Origin of the sequence: Micromonospora sp. NPDC006431, from assembly GCF_042870725.1 — a bacterium.
GTDB lineage: Bacteria > Actinomycetota > Actinomycetes > Mycobacteriales > Micromonosporaceae > Micromonospora.
In genome coordinates this window covers 298,631-324,995 of sequence record NZ_JBIAHQ010000006.1, presented here as the reverse complement: position 1 = coordinate 324,995, position 26,365 = coordinate 298,631, and the positions used below count along the sequence as shown (strand labels likewise).

General features: G+C 72.3%; 19 protein-coding genes. 9 read left to right on the top strand and 10 right to left on the bottom strand.

The window, feature by feature from the left end:
• Positions 1–265 precede the first annotated feature (265 nt).
• Positions 266–1,273 carry a Bug family tripartite tricarboxylate transporter substrate binding protein gene (locus ACFYM6_RS14730; RefSeq protein ID WP_387275554.1) on the bottom strand — a complete coding sequence of 336 codons (1,008 nt, stop codon included), beginning with the start codon at positions 1,271–1,273 and terminating at the stop codon, positions 266–268.
• 72 nt (positions 1,274–1,345) lie between these two features.
• On the opposite strand from ACFYM6_RS14730, the gene ACFYM6_RS14725 reads away from it, so the two are divergent.
• Positions 1,346–3,037, top strand: a complete 1,692-nt coding sequence (locus ACFYM6_RS14725; RefSeq protein WP_387275552.1) for an ATP-binding protein — start codon at positions 1,346–1,348, stop codon at positions 3,035–3,037.
• Positions 3,034–3,708 (top strand): response regulator, encoded by a 675-nt coding sequence (locus ACFYM6_RS14720; RefSeq protein ID WP_387275550.1) that lies wholly within the window; start codon positions 3,034–3,036, stop codon positions 3,706–3,708. Before ACFYM6_RS14725 ends, ACFYM6_RS14720 begins: the two co-directional genes overlap by 4 nt.
• A gap of 406 nt (positions 3,709–4,114) precedes the next feature.
• Here ACFYM6_RS14720 and ACFYM6_RS14715 read toward each other — a convergent pair whose 3' ends face one another.
• From ACFYM6_RS14715 to ACFYM6_RS14705, 3 genes are all read right to left on the bottom strand, one after another.
• Complete coding sequence (locus tag ACFYM6_RS14715) at positions 4,115–4,702, bottom strand: hypothetical protein (protein WP_387275548.1); 588 nt, start codon at positions 4,700–4,702, stop codon at positions 4,115–4,117.
• 903 nt (positions 4,703–5,605) lie between these two features.
• Positions 5,606–6,289 carry a response regulator transcription factor gene (locus tag ACFYM6_RS14710; protein ID WP_073834450.1) on the bottom strand — a complete coding sequence of 228 codons (684 nt, stop codon included), beginning with the start codon at positions 6,287–6,289 and terminating at the stop codon, positions 5,606–5,608.
• A gap of 29 nt (positions 6,290–6,318) precedes the next feature.
• Positions 6,319–7,584 (bottom strand): sensor histidine kinase, encoded by a 1,266-nt coding sequence (locus tag ACFYM6_RS14705; RefSeq protein ID WP_387275587.1) that lies wholly within the window; start codon positions 7,582–7,584, stop codon positions 6,319–6,321.
• Between the two features lie 231 nt (positions 7,585–7,815).
• On the opposite strand from ACFYM6_RS14705, the gene phoU reads away from it, so the two are divergent.
• Positions 7,816–8,466, top strand: coding sequence for a phosphate signaling complex protein PhoU (gene phoU, locus ACFYM6_RS14700; RefSeq protein ID WP_387275545.1), 651 nt, complete (start codon positions 7,816–7,818; stop codon positions 8,464–8,466).
• A gap of 53 nt (positions 8,467–8,519) precedes the next feature.
• Here the strand turns inward: phoU and ACFYM6_RS14695 are convergent, their stop codons facing one another.
• On the bottom strand, positions 8,520–9,287 hold the full coding sequence (locus ACFYM6_RS14695) for a phosphoglyceromutase (RefSeq protein ID WP_357443514.1): 768 nt from the start codon (positions 9,285–9,287) through the stop codon (positions 8,520–8,522).
• A gap of 151 nt (positions 9,288–9,438) precedes the next feature.
• Here ACFYM6_RS14695 and ACFYM6_RS14690 point away from each other — a divergent pair, with 151 nt between their 5' ends.
• Positions 9,439–10,764, top strand: coding sequence for an MDR family MFS transporter (locus ACFYM6_RS14690; RefSeq protein WP_387275543.1), 1,326 nt, complete (start codon positions 9,439–9,441; stop codon positions 10,762–10,764).
• 101 nt (positions 10,765–10,865) lie between these two features.
• The gene (locus ACFYM6_RS14685) at positions 10,866–12,128 is read left to right on the top strand and encodes an MDR family MFS transporter (protein WP_387275541.1); all 1,263 of its coding nucleotides are present in this window, start codon (positions 10,866–10,868) and stop codon (positions 12,126–12,128) included.
• 384 nt (positions 12,129–12,512) lie between these two features.
• Here ACFYM6_RS14685 and ACFYM6_RS14680 read toward each other — a convergent pair whose 3' ends face one another.
• From ACFYM6_RS14680 to mshA, 3 genes are all read right to left on the bottom strand, one after another.
• Positions 12,513–13,502 (bottom strand): SAP domain-containing protein, encoded by a 990-nt coding sequence (locus ACFYM6_RS14680; RefSeq protein ID WP_387275539.1) that lies wholly within the window; start codon positions 13,500–13,502, stop codon positions 12,513–12,515.
• A 77-nt stretch (positions 13,503–13,579) separates the two neighbouring features.
• On the bottom strand, positions 13,580–14,113 hold the full coding sequence (locus ACFYM6_RS14675) for a YbjN domain-containing protein (protein ID WP_387275537.1): 534 nt from the start codon (positions 14,111–14,113) through the stop codon (positions 13,580–13,582).
• 57 nt (positions 14,114–14,170) lie between these two features.
• On the bottom strand, positions 14,171–15,535 hold the full coding sequence (mshA, locus tag ACFYM6_RS14670; protein ID WP_387275536.1) for a D-inositol-3-phosphate glycosyltransferase: 1,365 nt from the start codon (positions 15,533–15,535) through the stop codon (positions 14,171–14,173).
• Positions 15,536–15,706: 171 nt separating this feature from the next.
• Between mshA and ACFYM6_RS14665 the strand changes: the two genes are divergently transcribed.
• Positions 15,707–16,486 (top strand): SDR family NAD(P)-dependent oxidoreductase, encoded by a 780-nt coding sequence (locus ACFYM6_RS14665; RefSeq protein WP_387275534.1) that lies wholly within the window; start codon positions 15,707–15,709, stop codon positions 16,484–16,486.
• Between the two features lie 42 nt (positions 16,487–16,528).
• Positions 16,529–17,314 (top strand): class I SAM-dependent methyltransferase, encoded by a 786-nt coding sequence (locus ACFYM6_RS14660; RefSeq protein ID WP_387275532.1) that lies wholly within the window; start codon positions 16,529–16,531, stop codon positions 17,312–17,314.
• Positions 17,315–17,429: 115 nt separating this feature from the next.
• On the opposite strand, the gene ACFYM6_RS14655 is transcribed toward ACFYM6_RS14660, so the two are convergent.
• Positions 17,430–18,521 (bottom strand): UDP-N-acetylmuramate dehydrogenase, encoded by a 1,092-nt coding sequence (locus ACFYM6_RS14655; RefSeq protein ID WP_387275530.1) that lies wholly within the window; start codon positions 18,519–18,521, stop codon positions 17,430–17,432.
• Positions 18,522–18,591: 70 nt separating this feature from the next.
• Between ACFYM6_RS14655 and ACFYM6_RS14650 the strand changes: the two genes are divergently transcribed.
• Entirely contained in the window at positions 18,592–19,347 is a 756-nt protein-coding gene (locus tag ACFYM6_RS14650; protein ID WP_073834462.1) for a maleylpyruvate isomerase family mycothiol-dependent enzyme, read from the top strand.
• A gap of 122 nt (positions 19,348–19,469) precedes the next feature.
• Complete coding sequence (locus ACFYM6_RS14645) at positions 19,470–20,477, top strand: LacI family DNA-binding transcriptional regulator (RefSeq protein ID WP_387275528.1); 1,008 nt, start codon at positions 19,470–19,472, stop codon at positions 20,475–20,477.
• Between the two features lie 66 nt (positions 20,478–20,543).
• Here ACFYM6_RS14645 and ACFYM6_RS14640 read toward each other — a convergent pair whose 3' ends face one another.
• Positions 20,544–26,195, bottom strand: coding sequence for a ThuA domain-containing protein (locus tag ACFYM6_RS14640; protein ID WP_387275526.1), 5,652 nt, complete (start codon positions 26,193–26,195; stop codon positions 20,544–20,546).
• Positions 26,196–26,365: the final 170 nt, after the last annotated feature.

The following is a 26,365-nucleotide window of genomic DNA, read 5'->3' as shown; positions in this document are numbered from 1 at the left end:
CGGGGCGGGGGGGCCGGGGGGGGGGGGGGGGGGGCGCCCCCCCCCCCCGCGCGGGGGCGGCGGGGGGGGGGGGGGGGGGCGGGGGCGCCGGGGGGGGGGGGGGGGGCCGCCCGCCCCCCCCCCCCCGGCGGCTCCGCGACCGGGACGGGCGCGGGGGGCAGCGCGCCCGTCTCCCGGTCCGGCGGCGCCGCCTGGTCCGGCACGATGGGTACGGCCGGCCGGGACGGCGGGTCGCCGCCCCGGTCCGGTCGCGTCGTCATGCCGGTCATGCCAGCCCGAGCTGCTTGAGCACGTCGGCCACGGCCTTGTCCTGCTCGGTCAGGAAGGTGCCGAACTCGTCACCGGTGATGAACGCGTCGGTCCAGCCACGCTTCTTCAGCTCGGCCTTCCACTCCTCCGAGTCGTGCATCTTGGTCAGCACGTCGATCCAGACCTTCTTGTCGGCGTCGCTGATGCCGGGCGGCGCGACGATGCCCCGCCAGTTGGTGAAGACCAGGTCGATGCCGGAGGACTTCAGGGTCGGCACGTCCTTGAGCGCCTCGATCGGGGCCTCGCTGGTCACCGCGAGGACCCGGATCTGGCCGGCCTCGACCTGGTCGAGGAACTCGCCGAAGCCGCTGGCGCCGAAGGCCACCTTGCCACCGAGCACGGCCGGCAGCAGCTCGCCGCCGCCGTCGTACGAGACGAAGTTGACCTGGCGGGGGTCGATGCCGACGGTCTTGGCGAGCTGCATGGGCAGCAGGTGGTCCGGGCCACCGGGCGAGGAGCCGCCGCCGACGGCGATGCCCTTCGGGTTGGCCTTCCACGCCGTGACCAGGTCGTTGATGGTCTTGTACGGGGAGTCCTTCGGCACCACGATGGCGCCGGCCTCCTCGATCATCTTCGCCAGCGGCGTGGTCTGGGTCAGCGTCGCCGCCGACTTCGAGGTGTACGAGGCACCGACCACGCCCAGCCCCATCTGCATGGCGAGCTTGCCGTTGCCCTTCTCGTTCACGGTCCGCTGGAGGCCGACCGTGCCGCCCGCGCCGGGCAGGTTGAACACCTGCACGCCGGTGGCGATCTTGGCGTCCTCCATCACCTTCGCGGCGGTACGGGCCGTGGTGTCGTATCCGCCACCGGGGGTGTTCGGGACCATGATCCGCAGCCCGGTGACCGGCTTGCCGTCGTCGGCGGCACCGGCCCCACCCTTGTCGGCGGTGGCACCGCAGGCCCCCAGGGCGAGCGCCGTAGCGGCGGCCACGCCCATGACCAGCACGTTTCTCCTAGTTGCCATCATGTTTCTCTTCCGTTTCGAATGAGTCCGGCGGCAAGATGGTGGCCTCCGAGCAGGCAAGCTGTCTGCGTTGTGTCACCAGCGGAAGTTGAGGTCTTTGTGGTCGCGGTCACGTCCCGGCGTCGTACGCTCGCCGGGCAACTGCTCGTCCTCCAGCTCGCGATCATCGTCGTGGTGCTGGTGGCGGTGGCTGCTGTCTCGCTGGCCCAGTCCGCGGCCACCTTCAACCGGGTCGAGGGACGCCGGGTCGCCGCGCTCGGCGAGGAGCTCGCCGGCAGCCCGCTGCTGCGCGACCAGCTCACCCAGCCGGCGCCCGCCGAGGCGATCGCACCGCTGCTGCAGAACACGCTGATCCGGTCCGGAGTGACCCACGTGACCGTGGCCAACGAGCGGGGCCGGGTGGTCAGCTCGACGGACCCGACGCTGGTCGGCAGCCCCGTGGTGCTCGGCGACCCCCGGGTCGCGCAGGGCCGGAGCTGGTTCGGGGAGCTGGCGGTCGACGGGCCGCAGGAGCTGGTGGCGCAGGTGCCGGTACTCGGCGACGACCCGGTGACGAAGAAGAACCTCGGCCGGTACCTGGGCGTGGTGGTCGTCGGTGAGAAGTCGCCGAGCTGGTCGGAACGACTGGTCGGCGCCTCCTCGTACCTGCTCACCTACCTGGGCATCGCCTGCGGGCTCGGGGTGATCGGGTCGTGGCTGCTGGCCCGGCGGATCAAGCGGCAGACCCTCGGCCTGGAGCCCCGGGAGATCGCCGGGCTGGCCGAGCACCGGGAGGCGCTGCTGCACGGCATCGCCGAGGGGGTGATCGCGCTGGACCCGCAGCAGCGCGTCACCCTGGTGAACGCGGTGGGCCGGCGGCTGCTCGACCTGCCCGAGGAGTGCCTCGGCCGCAGCCTCCGCGAGCTGCGCATCAACGGCCGGCTTCGGGACGTGCTGGCCGGGCCCGGCAGCGGCCCGGACGCCCGGGACCAGGTGGTGGTCCGGCGCGGCCGGGTGCTGGTGATGAACCGGATGACGGTCCGCAAGGACGGCCGCCGGCTGGGCTCGGTCACCACGCTGCGGGACCGTACCGAGCTGGCCCGGCTGGAGCAGGAGCTCGGCTCGTTCCGCAGCACCACCGAGCTGCTGCGGGCGCAGACCCACGAGTTCGCCAACCAGTTGCACACCATCTCCGGGCTGATCCAGATCGGCGAGCACGACGAGGTGGTCCGGTACGTGGACGCGCTGAGCCGGCACCGGGCGTCACTCGACCTGACGGTCACCAGCCGGATCCACGACACGGCGATCGCGGCGCTGCTCATGGCGAAGTCGGCGGTGGCCGCGGAACGCCGGGTGGAGCTGCGGATCTCCGAGCAGACCGGGCTGGACCGGCTGCCGGCGGAACTGTCGGCGGACGTCGCCACGGTGCTCGGCAACCTGGTGGACAACGCGGTCGAGGCGGTGGCAGGCGGCCGGGAGGCGGCCGGCGACCCGGCGGAACAGCCCGCCTGGGTGGAGGTCGAGCTGCGGCAGGACGCCTCCTCGGTGGAGATCGTCGTCCGCGACTCCGGCCCCGGCGTCGCGCCGGAACTGGCGCAGGAGGTCTTCACCCACGGCTTCACCACCAAGGCGGCCCACAGCGGCGAGCGGGGCATCGGCCTGGCGCTCACCCGCCTGGTGTGCCACCGCCGCGGCGGCGAGGTGGCGGTGACGAACACCGCCGAGGGCGCCATGTTCACCGCGCGGATGTCGGTGCTGGCCAGCATGCTGGAGGAGGCGCGATGATCGACGTGCTCGTCGTCGACGACGACTTCATGGTGGCCCGGATCCACCGCGGGTTCGTCGAACGGATCGACGGCTTCCGGGTGGTCGGCACCGCCAGCACCGGCGAGCAGGCGGTGGCGGCGGTCGAGGAACTCCGGCCGGACCTGGTCCTGCTCGACCTCTACCTGCCCGACATGTTCGGCCTCGACGTGGTGACCCGGATCCGGGCCGCCCGGCACGACTGCGACGTCCTGGTGATCAGCGCCGCCCGCGAGGCCGAGGCGGTACGCCGGGCCGTCCGCTACGGCGCGGTCAACTACTTGCTCAAGCCGTTCGGCTTCGACGAGCTGCGCACCCGGCTGGCGCAGTACGCCGCCCGCCGCGCCGCCCTGCGTACGGCGGTGGTCGCCGACCAGGCCGACGTCGACCGGGTACTCTCCCGCAGCGGCTCGACGGCCACCACTCCGGCGCTGCCGCGCGGACTCAGCCCGGAAACCGCCGAGCTGGTGGAACGCGCCCTCCGCGGGCACACCGGGACCCTCTCCGCCAGCGAGTGCGCCGACCGGGTCGGCATCTCCCGGGTCAGCGCCCGTCGCTACCTGGAGCACTTCTGCGGGACCGGACGGGCCGAGGTGACCCTGAAGTACGGCGCGGCCGGCCGGCCTGAACGCCGCTACGCCTGGGTGGCCTGAGCCGGCCGCTGCGGGCTGCGGTTGACGGCTGGGGCGGCCCTATGTTCCCGTTGTGGCTGGGGGCGAGGGTGACCGGCTCCGGGCGGTCACGCTTGATCCCTGCTCTCCGCTCGGGGGCTGGGGGCGACCGTGCCCGGCTCCGGGCGGTCAGGCTTGATCCCTCCGCCGGTCACGGTCGCCCCCAGCCCCGTCGTGTGCCTTCGCCGCCTGTGCGTTGCGGTCTTCCTTTGGTACGTAACGCAGTGAGCTGCTGATCTTGGGCCGTGTTCGGTTCTGCTGCTGACGGCTGTCCAAGGTCTGGAGACAACAGCATGCAGAGATACCGCTGGCCGGCACCCGTCTTGGGTGCCAGCCAGCGGCGTGTTCACGTTCTTCGGTTGTCAGCTGTGGTGCTCGGCTGTTTGGGTCAGCTGTTCCAGTGCTGGGCGACGAGGTCGGCGGCCTGCTGTTCCCACTGGGCGTAGGCGTCCGGGTAGGCCGACACCTGCACCGTTTGGGCGGCCTTGGTCAGCGGCATGTCCTGCCAACCGTCGATCTGCTTCAGACCCTTCTCGAACGCCAGGGTGGCGTACTCCGGGTTGGTGATCTGCTCCGGGGTGCCCCAACCACTGGAGGGGCGCTGCTGGAACAGGCCCAGCGAGTCATGGTCGTTGGCGTCGCCGAGGTGGCCCAGGTTCTCCAGCTTCGACTCCTGCAGGCTCGTGGCGATCGAGATCACCGCGGCCCGCTCCGGCAGGCCGGCCTTCTTCGTGGCGGCGATGATCGCCTTCGCGTTGGCGGTCTGCTCGTCGTTCAGGGTGATCTTCGACTGGGCGCCCTGCACACCATGCGGGATCAGCTTGCCCATGTCCGGCTTGTCGGCCTGCACGGCCGTCACGGGCTTGGCAGTGGTGGCCGGGGCGTCGGCGTGGGCGGCGATGGGGCCGGCGAACACACCGCCGGTGAAGGCCAGACCAGCAACGCCAAGAATGCTCTTACGCAGGATCGTGTTCATGATCAAAGCTCCATTCGGGGGTTGGCGCACACACCGATGGGGGTCGGACAGCGTGCGCAAGCACCGTCAGGCGCTCAAAGAAAGGGGGGAAAGTCTTTCGACCAGCAGCTCGCGGGGCTAGGGGTTCGCCTCCTGCGCGGCGCCGGGACCATATCCAACGACCGGCGGCCCGCCATCATTCCGGGCCCGACCACCCCACCACACAGGGCGGCTTCGTCGATCGCGGGGTTCATGTACAACGACCGGCGGCCCATCGTCATTCCGACCTGGGCCCACCCGGGCGACCCCGGCTCGCGGGGTGCCTTCCTCGGCCGTGCACCCGTGTTCAACGACCCCCGGCCGCCCGAAATTCCGGGCCCAGGACGCCGGCCGTCACCCGCAAACCGGACACCACCCACCACAACCCCGGCCAAGTGGCCGACGCCCTCCGTTGATCCACTCCAGATCCCGCCAACGGCGGTATCCATCACCCACGACACCACCACATACCGCACACGAAGTCGATCACCGGGCCCTGCCCCACCACGGAGGCGACACGTTCGGGGAAAGTGGCCCCTCAGAACGCCGCGAGGCCCCACTTTCGGCGAAACTGCGCCCCGGAGCACACGCGGCGAACCGAGGACAGGCCAGCCAAGGCCAACCAACCACGGGGAGTCAGCCCGCGCCAGAGGCACGAACTGCGCAGCCCACACGATCCGGACGGCGAATGCCACGACGTACACCGGACGCGAACCACGCAGGCCGCACATCCGAACGGGCGCCGGACCACGACGCGGGTGTGGCCCGCCGGGACCGGCGCAGGGATCAAGCCTGACCGCCCGGAGCCGGGCACGGCGGGCCACACCCGAAACCGCAACCAAAGACGACACCGCATGCCCGGAGACCATCACCAAAGGCGGACGATCACGGCTCGAACTTGTAGCCCAGGCCCCGGACGGTGACGATGTAGCGCGGCGCCGAGGGCTCCGGCTCGATCTTCGAGCGCAGCCGTTTGACGTGCACGTCCAGCGTCTTGGTGTCGCCCACGTAGTCGGCGCCCCAGACCCGGTCGATCAGCTGCCCACGGGTGAGCACCCGGCCCGCGTTGCGCAGCAGCAGCTCCAGCAGCTCGAACTCCTTGAGCGGCAGCTGCACGGGGCCGCCGTCGACGGTCACCACGTGCCGCTCGATGTCCATCCGGACCGGGCCGGCGGCCAGCGTCGGCGCACCCGACTCGGTCGCCTCCGCGCTCTGCCGGCGCAGCACCGCCCGGATCCGGGCCACCAGCTCGCGCGGCGAGTACGGCTTGGTCACGTAGTCGTCGGCCCCGATCTCCAGGCCGACCACCTTGTCGATCTCACTGTCCCGGGCGGTGACCATGATGATCGGGACGTGCGAGCGCTGACGGAGCTGCCGGCAGACCTCGGTGCCCGACATCTCCGGCAGCATCAGGTCGAGCAGCACGATGTCGGCGCCGGTCCGGTCGAACTCGGTGAGGGCGGAGGTGCCCGTCGCGGCGACGGACACCTCGAAGCCCTCCTTGCGCAGCATGTAGGACAGGGCGTCGGAGAACGATTCCTCGTCCTCGACCACCAGTACGCGGCTCAACGGGGTGTTTCCTTTCCTGTCGGTCAGGCCTACCGGAGCTCGGCCGGGCCGGCCTCGATCCCAGCGGACGAGAGTGTCGCCTCCAGGTCGTCCGGGGGGCGCGCGGGCAGCCGGAGGGTGAACGTCGACCCTCCACCAAGAGTGCTCGACACGTCCACCCGACCGCCATGGTTGCTGGCGATGTGTTTGACGATGGCCAGGCCCAGGCCGGTGCCACCGGTGGCCCGGGAGCGCGCCTGGTCGGCCCGGTAGAACCGCTCGAAGATCCGGTCGACCTCGTTCGGGGCGATGCCGATGCCCTGGTCGGCCACGGCGATCTCGACGTACTCGTCGGTGGCCCGCGCGGTCACCCGGACCGTGGTGTCCTCGCCCGAGTAGTTGATCGCGTTCTCCACCAGGTTCGCCAACGCGGTGGCGAGCTGGCTGTCGCTACCGTACACGGTCAGACCGCGTTGCCCATCGACGACGATCTCCACGTGGCGGGCCGTGGCACCGGTCCGGGTCCGGTCGATCACCTCGGCGATCACCCAGTCCACGGAGACCGGCTCCGGCGCGGGTTGCGGCTCGGCGCCCTGGAGCCGGGTCAGCTCCAGCAGTTCCTGGACGAGCCGGCCCAGCCGGGTCGACTCGTGCTGGATCCGCTCGGCGAACCGCCGGGCGGCGATCATGTCCTCGGACAGGTCGGCCGTGCCCTCACCGGCCGGCTCGGTGGCGTCGACCAGCGCCTCGGCGAGGAGTTGGAGGGCCCCGATCGGGGTCTTCAGCTCGTGGCTCACGTTGGCCACGAAGTCCCGCCGGACCCGGGCCAGCCGGTGCGACTCGGTGACGTCGGCCGCCTCGACGGAGATGTAGCCGGCGCCGAGCCCCATCGCGCGCAGGTGCACGCCGAGCGGGTTGTCGCCCGCGCTGTCGCGACCGCGCGGCAGGTCCAGCTCGATCTCGCGGCGCACGCCGGTGCGGCGGACCTGCCCGGCGAGGGTACGGATCAGCGGGTGCGCCACCATGGTGCCAGGCGTCCCGCCGGTGCGGAGCAGGCCCATCGCCCGCGCGGCCGGGTTCACCAGCACCGGCTGGTCGTCCGGGTCGAGCACCACCACGCCGGCACGGAGCGAGTCGATCGTCTTCCGGCCGAGCCCGGAGAGCCCACCCTGCTGCTTGTCGGGAATCGCGGGCCTCCCTGCCTGCCAACGGGAGCGCTCGCTCCCCGATGACGCCGATCGGCGCCGCCACTGCCGGACGCGTCCGGACAGCAGCAGCCCGGCGACCAGTCCGGCCACCAGAGCCACGGCCACCACGGCCGCCACCGCCCAATCCACCCGGCGATCGTAGGGTCAATGTTCACCTGGTGATCGGGCGGAATGGGACGAACCACTCTCACTTCCGGGAAAGTTCACTCACGGGCCCCGCGTCGTTCACCCGGGTTCACCTTGGCGCCGGCGCCCCCGGCCTACCGTGGGTCGCGCACCTGCTCACGCCGTACGCGGCCGGCCCCGGCCGCCCGCGGCCACCGACCTCAGGAAGTGACGATGCGCGACGAGTTCCGGGCCGACCTGCAGATTGTCAGCCAACTGCTGGTGGACATGGCGGAGGGGGTGCGCGCCGCTCTGCGCCAGGCCACCAGGGGCCTGCTCACCGCCGACCGCGCGGCGTCCGAGACGGTGGTCGCGCGGGACGCCGAGATCGACGACCTCTACCGGCACGTGGAGGAGCGGGTCTGCGACCTGCTGGCCCGGCAGGCGCCGGTCGCCTCCGACCTGCGGGCGATGATCACGGCCCTGCACGTGGCGGCCGACCTGGAGCGGATGGGCGACCTGGCCGACCACGTGGCCAAGACGGCGCTGCGCCGGCACCCCTCCCCGGCGGTGCCGGCCGAGCTGCGCCCGGTCTTCACCGACATGGCCGCCATCGCCGACCGGATGGCCGAGAAGATCGCCACGCTGCTGGCCCGGCCCGACGCCGCGCTCGCGGCCGAGCTGGACAGCGACGACGACGCCATGGACGACCTGCACAAGAGCCTCTTCGGCGTGCTGCTGGGCGACGACTGGCCGTACGGGGTGGAGACCGCGATCGACGCCACCCTGCTGGGCCGCTTCTACGAGCGTTTCGCCGACCACGCGGTGAACGTCGGCGAGCACGTGATCTACCTGATCACCGGCGAGGCCGCCTCGGCGAGCTGAGCCCGGACGCGACCGAAGGGGCCCCGGTCACCCGGGGCCCCTTCGTCGTCCGGTCAGCGGCCCTGGTTGGCGACCGCGGCGGCGGCCTCCTTGGCCGCCGCCGGGTCCAGGTACGTCCCGCCCAGCGTCTGCGGGCGCAGCTGCGGGTCGAGGTCGTAGCGCAGCGGGATGCCGGTCGGGATGTTCAGCTTGGCGATCGCCTCGTCGGAGATCTGGTCGAGGTGCTTGACCAGGGCGCGCAGCGAGTTGCCGTGTGCCGCGACCAGCACCGTACGGCCGGCCAGGATGTCCGGCACGATCGAGTCGTACCAGTAGGGCAGCATCCGCTCGACGACGTCCTTCAGGCACTCCGTCCGCGGCATCAGCTCGGTCGGCAGCAGCGCGTACCGGGAGTCGCCGACCTGGGACCACTGGTCGTTGTCGTCGATCGGCGGCGGCGGCGTGTCGTACGACCGGCGCCAGAGCATGAACTGCTCCTCGCCGTACTCGTCCAGGGTCTGCTTCTTGTTCTTGCCCTGCAGGGCGCCGTAGTGCCGCTCGTTGAGCCGCCACGACCGGCGCACCGCGATCCAGTGCCGGTCGGCCGCGTCCAGCGCCAGTTCGGCGGTGCGGATCGCGCGGCGCAGCACGCTCGTGTGCACCACGTCCGGCAGCAGGCTGTGCTCGCGGAGCAGCTCGCCGCCGCGCCGCGCCTCACTCTCGCCCTTGGCCGTCAGGTCGACGTCGACCCAGCCGGTGAAGAGGTTCTTGGCGTTCCAGTCGCTCTCGCCGTGCCGCAGCAGGACCAGCGTCCCGACGGTGGGCCCCTCGCTCGCAGTCATGCGGATCATCCTGCCGTACCTCGTCGGCGGACACGCGGGGACCGGTCGTGACGACCACCACGTGGAAAAGCTGATGACCGGCGTTCCGGCCCGAGACTAGGTTGTAAGGCGCTGAGGATTCGTCAGTCATTACCAAAACGGGGGCGTCGGAATGCGGACGGTGCAGGGCTGGTTCCGGGACACCACGGGCGGGCTGCCGAGGTCCTTCTGGTACCTCTGGACCGGCACGCTGATCAATCGGCTCGGCTCGTTCGTCCTGGTCTTCCTGGCCATCTACCTCACCCGTGAGCGCGGCTTCTCGGCCTCCCAGGCCGGCCTCGTGATCGGCCTGTGGGGCGTCGGCGGCGCGGTCGGCACCACGATCGGCGGCACCCTCACCGACCGGTGGGGCCGCCGCCCCACCCTGCTCACCGCGCACCTCGGCGCGGCCGTCATGATGGTCGGGCTCGGCCTGGCCCGGCCGCTCTGGTCGGTGGCCCTGGGCGCGCTGCTGCTGGGCCTGTTCGCCGAGGCGGCCCGCCCGGCGTTCGGCGCCATGATGGTCGACGTGGTGCCGGAGAAGGACCGACTGCGCGCCTTCTCGCTGAACTACTGGGCGATCAACCTCGGCTTCGCCTGCGCCGCGGTGCTCGCCGGCGTCGCCGCCCAGGCCGGCTACCTGCTGCTGTTCCTGATCGACGCGGCGACCACAGTGGTCACCGCTCTGATCATCTTCATCCGGGTCGGGGAGACCCGGACGACCCCGACCGGCCCGGTCGCCAAGGGACCCGCGGTCCCCGCCGGTGCCCTGCGGACCATCCTCACCGACCGGGTCTTCCTCGGGTTCGTGGCGCTCAACCTGTTCGCCGCGCTGGTCTTCCTCCAGCACATCTCGATGCTGCCGATCGCCATGGGCGACTCGGGCCTGAGCCCCGCCACGTACGGCTCGGTGATCGCGCTCAACGGGGTGCTGATCGTGGTCGGCCAACTCTTCGTACCCCGACTGATCAAGGGCCGGAGCCGCTCGCACGTGCTGGCGCTCGCCTCGGTGGTGACGGGTGTCGGCTTCGGCCTCACCGCGTTCGCCGACGCCGTCTGGTTCTACGGGCTCACCGTGCTGATCTGGACCGTCGGCGAGATGCTCAACTCGCCGTCCAACGCCACCCTCATCGCCGAGCTCTCCCCCGCCGCGCTGCGCGGCCGCTACCAGGGCGTCTTCTCGCTCTCCTGGCAGTTGGCCGGGGCGACCGCCCCGATCCTCGGCGGCCTGGTCCGGGAGCACGCCGGCAACACCGCGCTCTGGGTCGGCTGCGCCGCGATCGGCGGTGTGACGGCGGTGGCCCACCTCATCTCCGGCCCCGCCCGGGAACGGCGCGCGGTCCAGCTCCGGACCTCCGCCACGCCGGTCCGGCCGGTCACCGTGGTCCGGTCACCGGCCCCGGAGGTGGCCGAGGCCGCAGCCACCGCTCCCACCGAGCCGGTCCGGGCCGGTTCCTGAGGTACGCCCGTCCGGGTGGTGATCAGGGCCACCCTGGCGCGGCCGGGGCCGGCTCCCTACGGTCTGAGGCGGACCGGTTAACAAACCTTCATGGAGGACGCGTGCGCGGCCTGCGGCGCTGGTGGGACGACACGGCCGGCGGGCTCCCCGCCACCTTCTGGTACCTCTGGTCCGGCCTGCTGATCAACCGGGCCGGCGCCTTCGCGATGCTCTTCCTGTCGCTCTACCTGACCGCCGCGCGAGGCGCCTCCGAGTCCCTCGCCGGGCTCGTGGTCGGGGCGTACGGGGCCGGCGGGGCGGTCGGCACGCTGCTCGGCGGAGTGCTGGCCGACCGGTGGGGTCGCCGGTCCACCCTGCTCGCCGGCCACCTGGGCGCCGCCGGGCTGATGCTGGCCCTGGCGTTCAGCCGGGAGTTGGCGGTGATCGGGGTGCTCGCCGCGCTGGTCGGGGTGGCGCACTCGATGCCCGGCCCGGCCTTCGTGGCGGCCATCGTCGACGTGGTGCCCGAGGAACGACGCTCGCGAGCGTTCAACCTCCAGTTCTGGGCGTTCAACCTCGGCATGGCGGTGGCCTCGCTGCTGGCCGGCGTGCTCGCCGAGGCGAGCTTCCTCGCGCTCTTCCTGGTCGACGCCGCCGCGACGCTGGCCGGCGCGGCCGTCGTCGCCCTGAAGGTCCGCGAGACGCTGGCCCGCCGGGCGGCGGCCCCCCGCGTCGTGGCGGGCCGGTCGCGGCGGCCGGGGCTGCACACCGCGCTGACCGACCGGACCTTCCTCGTCTTCGTCGCGCTGACCTTCCTGCTGGCCGTGCTCACCATGCAGACCTCGACGATCATGCCGCTGGCCATGCGGGCCGACGGGCTGGGCCCCTCGGCGTACGGCGTGGTGGTGGCGGTCGGCGGCGCACTCATCGTGGTGGGCCAACTCTTCGTGCCCCGGCTGATCGAGCCGTTCCGGAAGTCCACCGTGCTCGCGGTCTCCACCGGGCTGATGGCGCTCGGCTTCGGTTGGCTCGCCGTCGCCGACCACCTGCCGTTCTATCTCGGCGCGGCGGTGGTGTGGACGGTCGGGCAGATGCTCGCCGCACCCCCGAACGCGCAGATCAACGCGGATCTCGCGCCTCCGGAGCTGCGCGCCCGCTACCAGTCGGTGTTCTACCTGACCTTCCCGGCGGCGTCCTTCGTGGCGCCGGCGCTGGGCGGGCTCAGTCTGCAGCACCTCGGCGAGCGGCACTGGCTTGTGGTGGGCGGGCTGGGCCTGGTGGCGGCGGTTGGTCACCTGCTCGCCGGCCCGCCCCGGGAACGCCGGGTCGCCGCGCTGCGGGCGGCGCCGGCGGACCGGGCCGAAGCGCTGGCCGGCGGCCGCTGAGGCGGTCCGGCTCCGGACGGCGTCGAGCGCCCACCACGACCCCCGTCGTGGTGGGCGCTCGCACCGTAAGCCCGGCGGCGGCGGGCGACACTCACCCCCGTAAGCGTCGCCCGCTCGCGCCGCCGGTTCCACGGGTGGCACCGTCCCCCAACGGTGTGCTCCACCCGATCCCTCGCGCCTCGCCTGCGCGGATCTGTTCGATCCGCCGCTCCCCCGAACGATTACAAGCGTGGCGCGGTGCAATAAAGTTAGTTCGCCCGGATTCCGGATTCAACTCAGATCGCTGTCTTGCCCGTCACAGCACCCGTGTCGGAAATCCGGCCGTCCTTGCTCCGGGCTATGTGTTGGCCAACAGCGGTTTCCCGTCAGCCATTCCCGCAAACCTCAGGCGTCCTCCCGGTTGGGATTCTCAGTGCGGAAGAAGTTGCTCTGCCGGCCGTCCCGCATCTGCTCCTGGTAGATCAGGTTCAGGCCGCGCAGGTCGAAGGTCCGGAACCAGTCGTCCCAGGTGATCTCCCGGATCCGGCTGCTCTCCCGGTAACCCGGGATGTTGAACGTCAGCACGCCCGGCCGGCCCTCCCGCTCGGTGCCGGCAATGGTGGCCGGCTTGGCGCCACGGTCCCGCGCCCAGCGCTGGATCACCTCGTGGTTGGCGGTAACCAGGCTCCGGCCGGGACGCTCCGGACGATCCTGCAGTGAGGTGATCTGCTGGGACGACCGCACCGAACGGGCTGACGACCGGCCGGTCCGGACCGGCGTCGCCGCCGTACCACCGGTGGAGACCGCCGTCGGCCGACCCGCACCGGCGGCCGTCGTCGCGCCGCGCGCCCGGGACGCCGCCGCCTTCTTCGCAGGAGCCGCCCGCTTCGCAGCAGGCGCCTTCTTCGCCGCCGCCCTCTTCGCGGGAGCCGCCCGCTTCGCGGCGGGTGCCTTCTTCGCGGGAGCCGCCCGCTTGGCGGCGGGTGCCTTCTTCGCCGCGGCCCGCTTGGCGGGGGCGGCCTTCTTCGCCCGCGCACCGGTGACCTTCGCGGCAGGCGCCGCCTTGGCCGCGGCGGTCCGCTTCGCTGGTGCCTTCTTGGCGGCCGCCTTCTTCGTGGCGGCGGCGCGCCCGGCCGGCCCGGTCGGCCGACGTGCCGCGCCACCGCCCCGGCTCTCCGCCCGCAGGGTCTTTGCCAGCGTCTTCACCAGTTCCGGCTTGCGCAGGGCGGAGATCCCGGAGACCCCGCGCCGGCGGAGCTGGTTACGCAGGTCGTCGACCCGCATCCGGGAAATCTCGGATTCGGAGATCCGTGGCGTGTTCGGAGTCTGGTTACCGGGTTGCCGGTTGGTCCTGGTCGCAGTCGTGCCGCGACCTGAGCTGATGCGCTGAGCCATGGGACACGCTCCTCGACAGTTCCGTCCTCGGCCCGCGGTGGGTCCCAAGTGCCGCACCGCGCGGTGCCGCATACCCGTCAGGACGGGTCCGAACCTCCGGCGGCCGAGCCGGTACTGGTCGACGGCGCGAAAAGGTGAGCGAATGCGGCCAGATTGGCCGTCGACTCGCCCCGCTTGACCCGCCACTCCCACTCCCGGCGGATCGCGGTGCCGAAGCCGATCTCCAGCATGCTGTCGAAGGATTCGTCGGCGTACGTCAGGACGGCCCCGAGCAGCCGGTCCAACTCGTCGTCGTCCAGCCCGGCCAGGTTGACCCGGCCGGTCAGGTAGATGTCGCCGACCGTGTCGATGGAGAAGGCCACCCCGTACATCCGGGCGTTGCGCTGGAGCAGCCAGGACCAGAGCTCCTCGCGGCGCTCGTCCGGCTGGCGCATCACGAACGCCTCGATCCGCAGCGCGTGCTCGCCGACGATCAGGTTGCAGATCGTCTTGAGCTTGTGCGTCCCCGGCAGGGTGACCGCGTACGACGCTTCGCCGGTGGACTCCCACTCCAGCTCGCGCTCGACGCAGACGGACTCGATCAGCGCGGCGACGTCACTCCGGCGGCTCACCGCTCCCACTCTACGGACACGCCACGGACCCCGCCGGACGGCGGCCGGACGGGCCGGTCACCAGGAGCAGGAGAGGGCGGGGTCGCCGGAGAGCTGGCCGGCAAGCCGCGCACGGTGCTCGGTGATCGCCTCGCCGTACACGGCGAGCAGGCCGGAGGCCGTGCGATGCCAGGAGAAGTTGCGGGCGTGCTGCTGGGCACCCCGGCCCAGGGTGGTCCGGCGCAGCCGGTCCGGCAGCAGCCGGGCCAGCGTACGGGCCCAGTCGACCGGGTGGTGACCGTCGATGAGGACCCCGCTGACCCCGTCGCGGACGGCGGTGACCAGGCCGCCCACGGCGGCGGCCAAGACGGGTGTGCCGCACGCCTGAGCCTCCAGTGCGACCAGCCCGAACGACTCGTTGTACGACGGCACCGCGACCAGGTCGGCGGCCCGGTAGAGGGCGGGCAGGTCGTCACCGGTCTGCGGCGGCAGGAAACGCACCCGGTCGGCCACGCCGAGCGCGCCGGCCAACTCGATCAGCGCGGTGGGCCGGTCGAGACCGCTGCCGCTGGGGCCGCCGCAGATCACCACGGTCAGCTCGTCGACCAGCGCGGGCTCCCGTTCGCGCAGCGCGGCGACCGCCCGGATCAGCACGTCCGGGGCCTTGAGCGGCTGGATCCGGCCGACGAAGGCCACCACGTACCCGGTGGTGGGCAGGCCGAGGCGGCGGCGGGCGGCGTGCACGGCGGCGTCCCGGTCCCCGGCGGCGGGGCGGAACCGGTCCAGGTCGACGCCGGGCTCCACCACGGCCACCCGGTCCGGCTCGGCGTCGTACCGGGCGATCAGGTCGCGCGCCTCCACCCGGGTGTTCGCGACCAGCCGGTCGGCCTCGGCGACCACCTGCTCCTCGCCGATGACCCGTGCCTTCGGCTCCGGCCGGTCGCCGGCGGCGAGCTGTGCGTTCTTGACCTTGGCCAGGGTGTGCGCGGTGTGCACCAGCGGCACGCCCCAGCGCTCCTTGGCCAGCCAGCCGACCTGCCCGGAGAGCCAGTAGTGCGAGTGGATCAGGTCGTAGTGGCCCGGCGGGCGGGCCGCCTCGGCGCGGAGCACGCCGGCGGTGAAGGCGCAGAGCTGCCCAGGCAGCTCCTCCTTGGTCAGCCCTTCGAGCGGGCCGGCGGTGACGTGCCGGACGTGCACCCCGGGCGCCATCTCCACCACCGGCGGCAGGTCGCCGGAGGTGGCCCGGGTGAAGATCTCCACCTCGACGTCGGCCTCGGCCAGCCGTCGGGCGACCTCCAGGATGTAGACGTTCATGCCGCCCGCGTCGCCCGTGCCGGGCTGGTGCAGCGGCGAGGTGTGTACGGAGACGGTGGCGATGCGGCGCGGCCGCGGCCACGGCAGGGCACCTCGCTGACGACCGACACCGGTGTGCAACTCCGCCACGTCCGCTCCCTCTGTCACGGTTGATGCCGTCCCGCACGACCGGCGCTTCTTCGGTCAACCTCCGCGCCGGATGTCATCTTCCCCATCGGGCATCGGAAATGCCTGCCGGTGGTCCCCGGCGTGACGGACCTCATCACGCCATGACGGCGGGGGCGGGGAGACAATGACCGGATGACCTCTGTCGCCATCGTCACCGGTGCGTCCAGCGGGATCGGCGCGGCCACCGCCCGCCGGCTGGCCGCCGAGGGCTTCCACGTGCTCGCCGCCGCGCGGCGTACCGACCGGCTGGCCGGCCTGGTCGCCGAGATCGAGGCGGCCGGCGGCGCGGCCACCGCGGTGGCGTGCGACGTCACCTCGGACGCGTCGGTGGCCGTCCTGGCTGCGGCGGCCGCCGCCGCGCCCGGCCCGGTGACCCTGCTGGTCAACAATGCCGGCGGGGCACGCGGCCTGGACCCGGTGGAGTCCGGCTCGATCGACGACTGGCAGTGGATGTACGACGTGAACGTGCTGGGCACGCTCCGGGTCACCCAGGCGCTGCTGCCCGCGCTGGAGGCGTCCGGTGCCGGCACCATCGTGGTCGTCAGCTCCACCGCGGGACACGTCGTCTACGAGGGCGGCGGCGGTTACACCGCCGCCAAGCACGCGCAGACGGCGATCACCGGTACGCTCCGGCTGGAGCTGTGCGGCCGGCCGGTGCGGGTGATCGAGATCGACCCGGGCATGGTGCAGACCGAGGAGTTCGGCCTGCTCCGATTCGGTGGCGACGCCGAGCGGGCCGCCGCCGTCTACGCCGGGGTGGCGGAGCCGCTGGTCGCCGAGGACGTGGCCGACTGCGTCGCCTGGTGCGCCACCCGCCCGCAGCACGTGAACATCGACCAGCTGGTGGTCCGTCCGCTGGCCCAGGCCGCCCAGCACAAGGTGCACCGGGTCGCGGTGAAGCGCGAGGAGTGAGCCGGGTTGCGAGTCCCGCAGTCGCGAACGGAGGGTGCGCTGATGCGGCAGCGCCCGCTCGGCGTGGTGACCCGGGGGACGACCAATCCGAACCGGCTCCGGCGGGTCGACAACTGGATCGTGGAGACCTGCGGCGACGCGCTGCGCGCCGCCGCCGACCCGCTGGTGGTCGACCTGGGCTACGGCGCCACCCCGGTCACCGCCGTCGAGTTGCGGGCCCGGCTCGCGACCGGGGTACGCGCCGACGTCCGGGTGGTCGGCCTCGAGATCGATCCGGTACGCGTGGCCGCCGCCCAGCCCGCCGCCGACCCGCCCGGGCTGGCCTTCGCCCGGGGCGGATTCGAGCTGGCCGGGCTCCGGCCCGCCCTGGTCCGGGCGTTCAACGTGCTGCGCCAGTACGACGAGAGCGAGGTGGCCGACGCCTGGCGTACGGTCACCGAGCGGCTGGCCCCGGGCGGGCTCCTGGTCGAGGGGACCTGCGACGAGCTGGGCCGGCTGGGCAGCTGGGTGCTGCTCGACGCGACCGGCCCCCGCACCCTGACCCTGGCCGCGAAGCTGACCACCCTGGACAGCCCGGCCCAGCTCGCCGAGCGGCTGCCGAAGGCGCTGATCCACCGCAACGTCCCCGGCGAGCGGATTCACGATCTGATCCGGGCCCTGGACGAGGCCTGGCACGCTGCCGCCGGCTACGCCCCCTTCGGCCCGCGCCAACGGTGGCTAAGGACAGTCACCGCCGTCAAACAGGCGGGCTGGCCGGTCCTCGACCGCCCCCGCCGCTGGCGCCACGGCGAACTCACCCTCCCCTGGCCCCACATCTCCCCCACCTGATCCCGCCTTCCTCCCTCCGACCGCGTTGATCATGAGGTTGGCGGTGCCCGGTGTCCGATTTGTCGCCGCCAACCTCATGATCACCGAGGCCAGCCGGGGGTGGGGTGGCGGTGGTTCAGATGGTGCAGTTGATTAGGACGGGTTCGGGGTGGAGCGTGACGCCGAAGCGGTCGTGGACGCCGTCGCGGATCTCCCGGGCCAGGGCCACCAGGGCCGAGGTGCTGGCCGTGCCGCTGCGGTTGGTGAGAGCGAGGGTGTGCTTGCTGGAGATGGCCACGCCCTCCGGGCCGGGGTACCCCTTGCCGAAGCCGGCCTTGTCGATCAGCCAGGCGGCGCTGACCTTGACCACGTCCCCCGCGCCCGGCCAGGACGGCGGCTCGCCGAGATCCGCGGCGCGCTCCCGGAACAGCTCGAACGCCTCGCGTTCGAGGACCGGGTTGGTGAAGAAGGAGCCCACCGACCAGGTGTCCGGATCGTCCGCGTCCAGCACCATGCCCTTGCCGGCGCGCAGCCGCAGCACGGCGGCCCGGGCGTCGGCCAGCGGCACCCGGTCGCCCACCTCGACGCCGAGTGCCCGGGCCAGCTCGGCGTAGCGCACCGGGCCGGAGAGCGGGGAGCGGGCCAGCCGGAAGTCGACCGACAGCACCACCCAGCGGTCGCTGTACTTGAAGATGCTGCCTCGGTACACGAACCCGCAGTCGCCCGCCTCGATCCGTACCACCTCGTGGTGGGTGCGGTCGTACGCCTGGACGCCGGTGATGGTCTCAGCCACCTCCTGGCCGTACGCGCCGACGTTCTGGATCGGGGTGGCGCCGGCCGAGCCGGGGATGCCGGAGAGGCACTCCAGCCCCGACCAGCCCTGCGCCACGGTGGCGGCGACCAGATCGTCCCAGGGCTCACCGGCCTCGACCCGTACGGTGACCGTGTCGGCGTCCTCGGCGACCACCCGGAACCCCCGGGCGCGGACCAGCACCACCGTGCCGGGGAAGCCCTGGTCGCCGATCACCACGTTGCTGCCGCCGGCCAGGATGAGGACCGGCTCGTCCCGCGCCTCCGCGTCCTGCACCTTCTGTACGATTTCTTCGGCGCTGCCGGCGGTCTCCAGCCGCCTGGCCGCGCCGCCGAGGCGAAGCGTGGTGTATCTCGCCAGGGTGGCCGGGTCGGTCGGGTCGGCTCCGGTCGTCGGTTCGGCGTAGACGTCTGACACGCCTTTCACCCTAGGCTGAGGGGTAGCCGCGGCACCCACTGGTGGCCGGGTCACCCCCGGGAGGATTGCGATGGGCAGACTGCACGGCACGAAGGACTTCTGGATCGGCGCGTTGCGGACGGAGGGTCCCGCCTTCGCCGCTGCCGTCGCGGAGGCGCCGCTGGAGACTCCGGTGCTCTCCTGCCCCGGCTGGACGGTCTCCGACCTCGCCCACCACCTCTGCGGGGTCTACCGCTGGGCCCGCACGGTGGTGACCGCCGGGACCACCACCAGGCCGGTACGCGAACCGGTGACCCCGCCGGCGGACCTCACCCCGGCGCAGTGGTACCGACAGGAGTACGACCAGCTCATGCGGCTGTTCGAGGGGCTGGACCCGGAGGCGCCGGCGTGGAACTTCGCGCCGCAGCCGAAGAAGGCGGGCTTCTGGCCGCGCCGGATGGCGCACGAGACGGCGGTGCACCGCTGGGACGCCCAGGTCGCCGTCGCCGCCGGTGAGCCGATCGAGGCGAAGCTCGCGGCCGACGGCGTGAGCGAGGTGCTGGACACCTGGCTGCCGGCGGGCCGACGGATCCAGCCCGGCCAGTGGCACGGCGTGGTGCAGCTGACCGCGACCGACGCCGCCCAGGAGTGGTACCTGCGGCTACGCGGCGAGGGGGTGGCCCTGCTGGACACCACCACCATTCTCGACCACGACGAGCACCACGCCCGGGCGCAGGTCACCGGGACGGCGAGCGACCTGCTGCTGGCCCTGATGGGCCGGATCAGCCTCGACGCCCTCGGGGTGGCCGGCGACCGCCGGCTGCTCGACGGGCTGCGGGTGGGCTGACCCCGCCCCGGGCGGCAGCCGGGCTCGCGGAAGGTGCCCGCACCGGGGCATCGCCCGCGGGGTCGACCTGCGCGGCCATCTCGTATGGTCGCTCTGGCGGTGACGAGGTGGGGGTGACGGGGATGACGACGGCCCAGCGTCCGACCCTGGAGGCGGTGGCCCGACGGGCCGGCGTGTCCCGGGCCACGGTCTCCCGGGTGGTCAACGGCTCCACCACGGTCGCCGAGTCGATCCAGCGGGCGGTCCGCCAGGCGGTCGAGGAGCTCGGGTACGTCCCGAACCTCGCCGCCCGCAGCCTGGTCACCCAGCGCACCGACTCGATCGCGCTGGTGCTGCCCGAGGCGGCCACCCGGGTCTTCTCCGACGACCAGGTCTTCCCGGGGATCATCCGCGGAGCCGCGCAGGAGCTGGAGGCGGCCGACAAGCAGCTCGTGCTCATGCTGGCCGGCTCGCCCGCCGGCCACGAACGGGTCGAGCGCTACACCACCGGCCGGCACGTGGACGGCGTGCTCTTCGCCTCGCTGCACGGCGAGGATCCGCTGCCCGGCAAGCTGGCCCGGCTCGGCATCCCGGTGGTGTGCAGCGGCCGACCGCTGGACGGCGCCGAGGTGCCCTACGTCGACGTCGACCACGTCGGCGGGGTCGCCCGGGCGGTGCGGCACCTGATCGAGGGCGGCCGGCGGCGGATCGCCACCATCGCCGGCCCGCAGGACATGGTCGCCGGCATCGAGCGGCTGGTCGGCTACCGGAAGACGATCGCCGCCGCCGGCCTGCCGGAGCTGGTCGCGTACGGCGACTTCACCCGGGAATCCGGCGCCGCGGCGACGCGACAACTGCTCGCCGCACAACCGGACCTGGACGCGCTGTTCGCCGCGTCGGACCTGATGGCGCACGCCGCCCTGCGGACCCTGCGCGAGGCGGGGCGACGGGTGCCGGACGACGTGGCGGTGGTCGGGTTCGACGACATCGAGACGGCGGCCTACACGGAGCCGCCGCTCACCACGATCCGGCAGCCGATAGTGGAGCTGGGCCGGGCGATGACCCGGCAACTGCTGCGCATCGCGGCCGGCGAGAGCGTGGAGCAGGCGCTGATGCTCCCCACCGAACTGGTGTTGCGCGAGTCGGCGTAGCCGGGACACACCGGACCGGGGCCGGGGGTGTGACACCCCCGGCCCCGGCCGTCTCGGCTCGTCGACCTACTTCCCGGACAACCGCTCGATCATCACGTCCGCGTCGCGGACCAGGACGGCGCGCACCTCGGCGTTCGGCACGACCTTCGGATCACCCGCCAGGTCCCGGAACGGCCGGAGCTCCCGCACCGCCTGCTTGTTGAGCCCCTTGGCCGCGAACTTGCCGGCCTGGTCCAACGGCTTGTGCAGCTGGCTGGCGCTTTCGGCAGAGAGCCAGCCGGTGGCCCGGAACCGGTCCACCAGGTTGCCCGTGTCCTCGATCGAGGTCGTCACGGTGAACGTGATCGACCGGGTCGACCGGTTGCCCGCCGCGTCGGTCGCCACCACCGCCAGCGTGTGCTCGCCGAGCGACAGCCCGTAGAGCGGCAGCAGGGTGTCGTCGAGGATCGGCTTCCCGTCGAGCGTGCCGGCCAGCGAGGTGACCCCCGACGTGCCGTCGGTCGCCGAGTAGGTGATCCGCACGTCCTGGCTGTCGCCGTACGTCGCGCCGGCCGCCACCCCGGAGAGCAGGACCGCCGGGGCCGTGCCGTCGATCTTCAGTACGGCGGACTTCACGGTCTCGACGTTCCCCGCCCGGTCCGTGGCGCGGTACCGGAGGGTGTGGTTGCCGTCGCCGCGCACCTCGACCGAGTCGGCGTACGGCGTCCAGGCGCCGCCGTCGAGCGAGTACTCGATCCTCGCCGCCCCGGACGTCTGGTCGGTGGCCGTGATGGTGACCGGCACCGCACCGTTGTGCCACCCCGAGTCGCCCGGCGGGGCGAACGTCGCGGCGGAGACGGGCGCGGTCCCGTCGAGCTTGAGCACCAGTTTCCGCGGCGCCTCGGCGTTGCCCGCGAGGTCCACCGAGCGGTACTCGACGGTGTGCTCGCCGTCGCCGGTCACCGGGATCGGCCCGCTGTAGCGGGTCCACCCGCCGTCGGTCCGGTACTCGGTCCGCGCCACGCCGCTGTCGTCGTCGGTGGCCTGCAGGCTCACCGTGACGTCGGAGCGGAACCAGCCGGCGTCACCGTCCGGCTCTGCCGGCGAGGTGGTCGCCCGGGTGGTGGGCGCGACGGTGTCCGACGGCAGTTGCTTGAGCCGGATGTTGCGGAAGTAGACGTCGTCACCGTTGCCGTGGTTCTGGATGCCGACGTAGCTGGGCTGCCGCATCCGGGCCGGGTCGGTGTTGACGTACTCGTTGATCTTCACGCCGTTCAGGTGGACCACGATGCTCTGGCCCCGGACGACGATCTCGTACGAGTTCCACTGCCCCGGCGGCTTGAGCGCGGCGTCCCGGGCGGCCAGGTCGGCCGACTGGAAGTTGTAGATCGCCCCGGTCGTCTTCTCCGGCACGTCCGTGGCGTCGATCTGGATCTCGTGCCCCTGGTTGACCGCCAGCCACGGGTCGTTGCCTGGGTTCGGGAACCCGACGAAGATCCCGGAGTTGTCGTCCCCGGCCATCTTCCAGTCCAGCTTCAGGCTGTAGTCGCGGAAGCTCTGGTCATACCAGTGCAGGCCCAGCCCGCCGTACGACAGCAGGGTGCAGTCGGCGGCGTGCAGGAACCCGCCCGGCCCGGCCTGCTTCCACTTGGCCAGGCTCGCCGAGGTGCCGTCGAACAGGCTGGTGTAGCCGGCCTCCGGAGCGGTCGGCGTGCAGGCGTTCTGCGGCGCGTCGTCGAGCCGGAAGAAGTCGAACGACGCCGGGTTGCCGGTGCCGTTGAAGGCGGCGACACCCACCTTCGGGTTCGGCACGGCGGACAGGTCCCGCGGCCGGCCGACGGTCGTCCACTGCTCACCGTCGGTCGAGTACGCCGCCGTCAGCGCCCGCCCGTCGCTGGTGATCTTCATCCACACCGTGTGCGGGAAGTCCACGGCCAGGTTGGGCGAACGGTCGACGGCGCCGCCGTCGATCGGCGACCCGCCCTGCTGCTGGATGAACTCGAAGTTGCGCACCCCGCTGTCGGTCCTGATGAACGAGAACTTGACGAAGTTCGGGTCGTCGCCGTGGACGATGAGTCCCGCCTGCTCCCACGCGTCCGTGTGGTCGATGGTCACCTTCGTCACGGCCTGCCACGCCCCGGCCGGGGCGTCCTGGAGCAGGATGTTCTTCGCGTCGGTGGCGCCGCCGTACATGTCACCCGGGAGGGCGTCGATCTGCAGCGACCCGCCGACGAGCCGGTAGCGCGCGGGGTCTTCGCGCAGCACCGACCACCGGCACCGGTCGATGACCTCGCCGGTGAACTCGTCGTCCGGGTTCACCTCGACGGACGGGTCTGCGCACGGCGGTGCCACCCGATAAGTGTTCACCGTGACGGTGGCCGACGCGGCCAGCCCGGACGGATCACGCGCGGTGACCTTCGCCGTGTGGATGCCCCCCTTCGTGTAGGTGTGCGTCGGGTTCTGCTCCGTCGACGTCGCTCCGTCACCGAACTCCCAGGCGTAGCTGAGCGGGTCCCCGTCCCGGTCGGTGCCGGCGGCGGTGAACCTGACGGTCGCCGGGATCTGGGCCTGGGCGACATCGGCCGACGCGGTCACCTCCGGGCGGGTGCTCGACGCCACGCCCTTGCCGTGGAAGGTGAACTCGTCGACGTCGAAGAGCCCGCCGCCGGAACCCTTGAACACCAGGTAGAGCCGGTGCGTGCCACCGGGGTCGGTGACCGGGACGACCGGGCTGTTGACGTAGTTGTCCCAGCCGCCGGTGTTCGCCACGGCCATGCTGGCGACCAGGGGCCCGTCCGGCCGGTCCGTCCGGAACTCGAGGGTGCCGCCCCCGCCGCCGGAGGAGAGCCGGGCCTGGACGCCGGTGATGCCGGTCAGGTTGTACGTGTCGAACGCGATCCAGTCGCCGTTGTCGATGTAGCCGACGCGCTTCCCGCCGTGCGCGCCACCCGCGTCGACGACCTGGATCCCGTTGGCCTCGGTGAAGTGCTCACTCTGCCGGACCCGCGGCTGGAGGACCAGGCGGGTCTGCCCGGTGAGCGGCGGCACGCCCGCTGCGCCCTGGTCGGTGTAGGTCGCCGCGAGCACGCCGTAGAGGTTGGCGTCGGCGCTGTGGCCGTCCTCGGCGACGGTGTCGAGCACCCCCTCGCAGGCGTGCGTCTGGACCAGCCCGTGGCTGTGTGTGTCGTGGCCCAAGGCGTAGTCGATCTGCACGGTCCCGCAGTCGATCTCGCCGTCCTCCGGGTCGGTGACCCGCGCGGTGAACGGCACCCGGTCACCGAACTGGAACACGCCACCGGCAGGCGGGGCGGCGAACTCGACCCGCGGCGCGGTGTTGCCGACCGTGATCTGCACGGTCGCCGTTCCGGTCGTACCGGCCTGGTCGGTCAGGGTGAGCCGGGCGGTGAACTGCCCGTTCGTGGTGTAGGTGAAGGTGGGGTCCGGCGCGGTCGAGTCGACGGTGCCGTCGTCGGTGAAGTCCCAGGCGTAGGTGAACGAGTCGCCCGGATCGGGGTCCCGGGACCCGGCGGAGGAGAAGGCCACGGTGAGCGGGGCCGGCCCGGAGGTCGGGTTGGCGCTCACCGCCGGGATCGGGGCGCGCTTGCCCTTGACGTAGTCGATCCGGTAGACGGCCGAGTCCGGCGCGCCACCGAAGTAGCCGCTGCCGTAGTCGAGGACGTAGAGGGAGCCGTCCGGGCCGAACTCGATGTCCATCGGCCGCACGACCTGCTCGGGGAACGGGTTGATGCTGAGCGGCTGGCCGGCGTCGTCCAGGACGACGTTCTTGATCCAGCCGCGTCCCCAGTCGGCCGCGAAGAACGTGCCGTCGAAGTACTCGGGGAACTTGGTGTCCGACCTCAGGTCGGGGTCGTACCGGTAGACCGGGCCGCCCATCGGCGACTCGCTGCCGTCGCCGAACTCCGGCACCGAGGCGCCGTCGTACGTGATCCACGCCGGCTGCGCGGCGGGCAGGTCCTGCTTGCCGGTGTTGTGCGGCGAGGTGTTGCGGGGGGCAGCGCAGTCGAACTTCGGCCCGGAGGTCCCGGTGGCGAAGTCGTAGTCGTTGTACGCGACGTTCGGGCCGACGCAGTACGGCCACCCGAAGTTGCCGGGGCCGCGGATCTGGTTGAACTCCACCATCCCGGCCGGACCGCGGTTCGGGTCGGCGGCGCCGGCGTCCGGGCCGTACTCGCCGAGGTAGAGCCAACCGGTCTCCGGGTCGACGGTGAACCGGAACGGGTTGCGGAAGCCCATCGCGTAGATCTCGGGCCGGGTGCCGGCGGTGCCGGCCGGGAAGAGGTTGCCCGCCGGCGACTGGTAGCTGCCGTCGGCGGCCACCTTGATGCGCAGCACCTTGCCGCGCAGGTCGTTCGGGTTGGCCGACGAGCGCTGCGCGTCGTACGCCGGGTTGCGGCTGGCCCGCTCGTCGATCGGGCTGTAGCCGTTGGAGGCGAACGGGTTGGAGTCGTCGCCGGTGGAGAGGTAGAGGTTGCCCGCCGCGTCGAAGGCGATGTCGCCGCCGGCGTGGCAGCAGATGCCCCGGTTGGCCGGCACCTCGAGGATCTTCTGCTCACTGGCCAGGTCGAGGGTGCCGCCGGTCAGTTTGAACCGGGACAGCCGGTTCACCCCGTCGAAGCGGGCGAAGTCCGCGCTGGTGCCGTCGTTCGGCGCGTCCCCCTCCGGGGTGTCCAACGGAGGCGCGAAGTAGAGGTAGATCCAGCCGTTGCTGGCGAAGCCGGGGTCCACCCCGATGCCCTGCAACCCGTCCTCGTCGTGGTTGTAGACCGGGAGCCGGCCGGCGAGGCTGGTCACGCCCTGCGGCGTGGTGAGGAAGACGCGGCCGTCGCGGGAGGTGTGCAGCACCCGCCGGTCGGGCAGCACGGCGAGGTTCATCGGTTCGCCCGTGGTGTCCGCGCCCTTGGCGAGGGTCACCTGCGCGAAGTTGGCGTCGACGGTCGCCCCGCAGTCCGCCGGCACGGCCCCGGCGGCCGTTTTGATCCCGCCGAGCAGGTGCCGCAGGAACTCCGGCTCGCGGTACGAGGCGTCGGTGTGGCCGCCGCCGGTGTACCAGGACCGCCCGCCGTCGTACTGCTGGCACCAGGCGATCGGGTGGCTCGTGCCCATCGCGCCCGCTCCCGCGCCGTACGTCCGCTCGTCGAGGGCCGCGAGCACGTGCACCTCGCCGCGCGGGTCGGCGCGGTAGTTGTACCACTCGTCGGTGCGGACCCACCGGTCCGGCAGCGACTCGGTGGACGGGTGCACGTGGTCGTCCACCTTGACCGTGGCCTGCTGGATGGCCGGGTGGCTGTTGAAGTACGCGCCGACGAGCTTGCCGTACCACGGCCACTCGTACTCGGTGTCCGAGGCGGCGTGCACGCCGGCGTACCCGCCGCCCTGGCGGATGTACCGCTCGAAGGACGCCTGCTGGTCGGCGTTGAGCACGTCGCCGGTGGTCGAGAGCCAGACCACCACGTCGTACTGGGCCAGGTTCGCGTCGGTGAACGCTCCGGCGTCCTCGGTCGCGTCGACGGCGAAGTTGTTCTCCTGCCCGAGCTTCTGGATCGCCGCGATCCCGGCGGGGATCGAGTCATGCCGGAATCCAGCGGTCTTCGAGAAGACCAGGGCCCGGAAGCCCGGTTCGGCCGCCGAGGCCGGCGTCGAGAGGCTCCCGGCTATCGGCAGCGCCAGCAGCGCACCGAGCGCTGCCGACAACAGACGGCGTAACGGCTTGCGGGACACGGCGCCTCCTCACCCGATCGACCAGCTTCTACGCGGGACCTTAACGGCCGCGAAACACAAAGGACAGATGCAGGAGACGAAAGTTTTGCTGGACCGTGCACGACTTTTTCCATCTACAGGCGAAAGTGGCCGCCATTAACCCGTCGCGCGTTCCGGCAGCTGCGGCTACC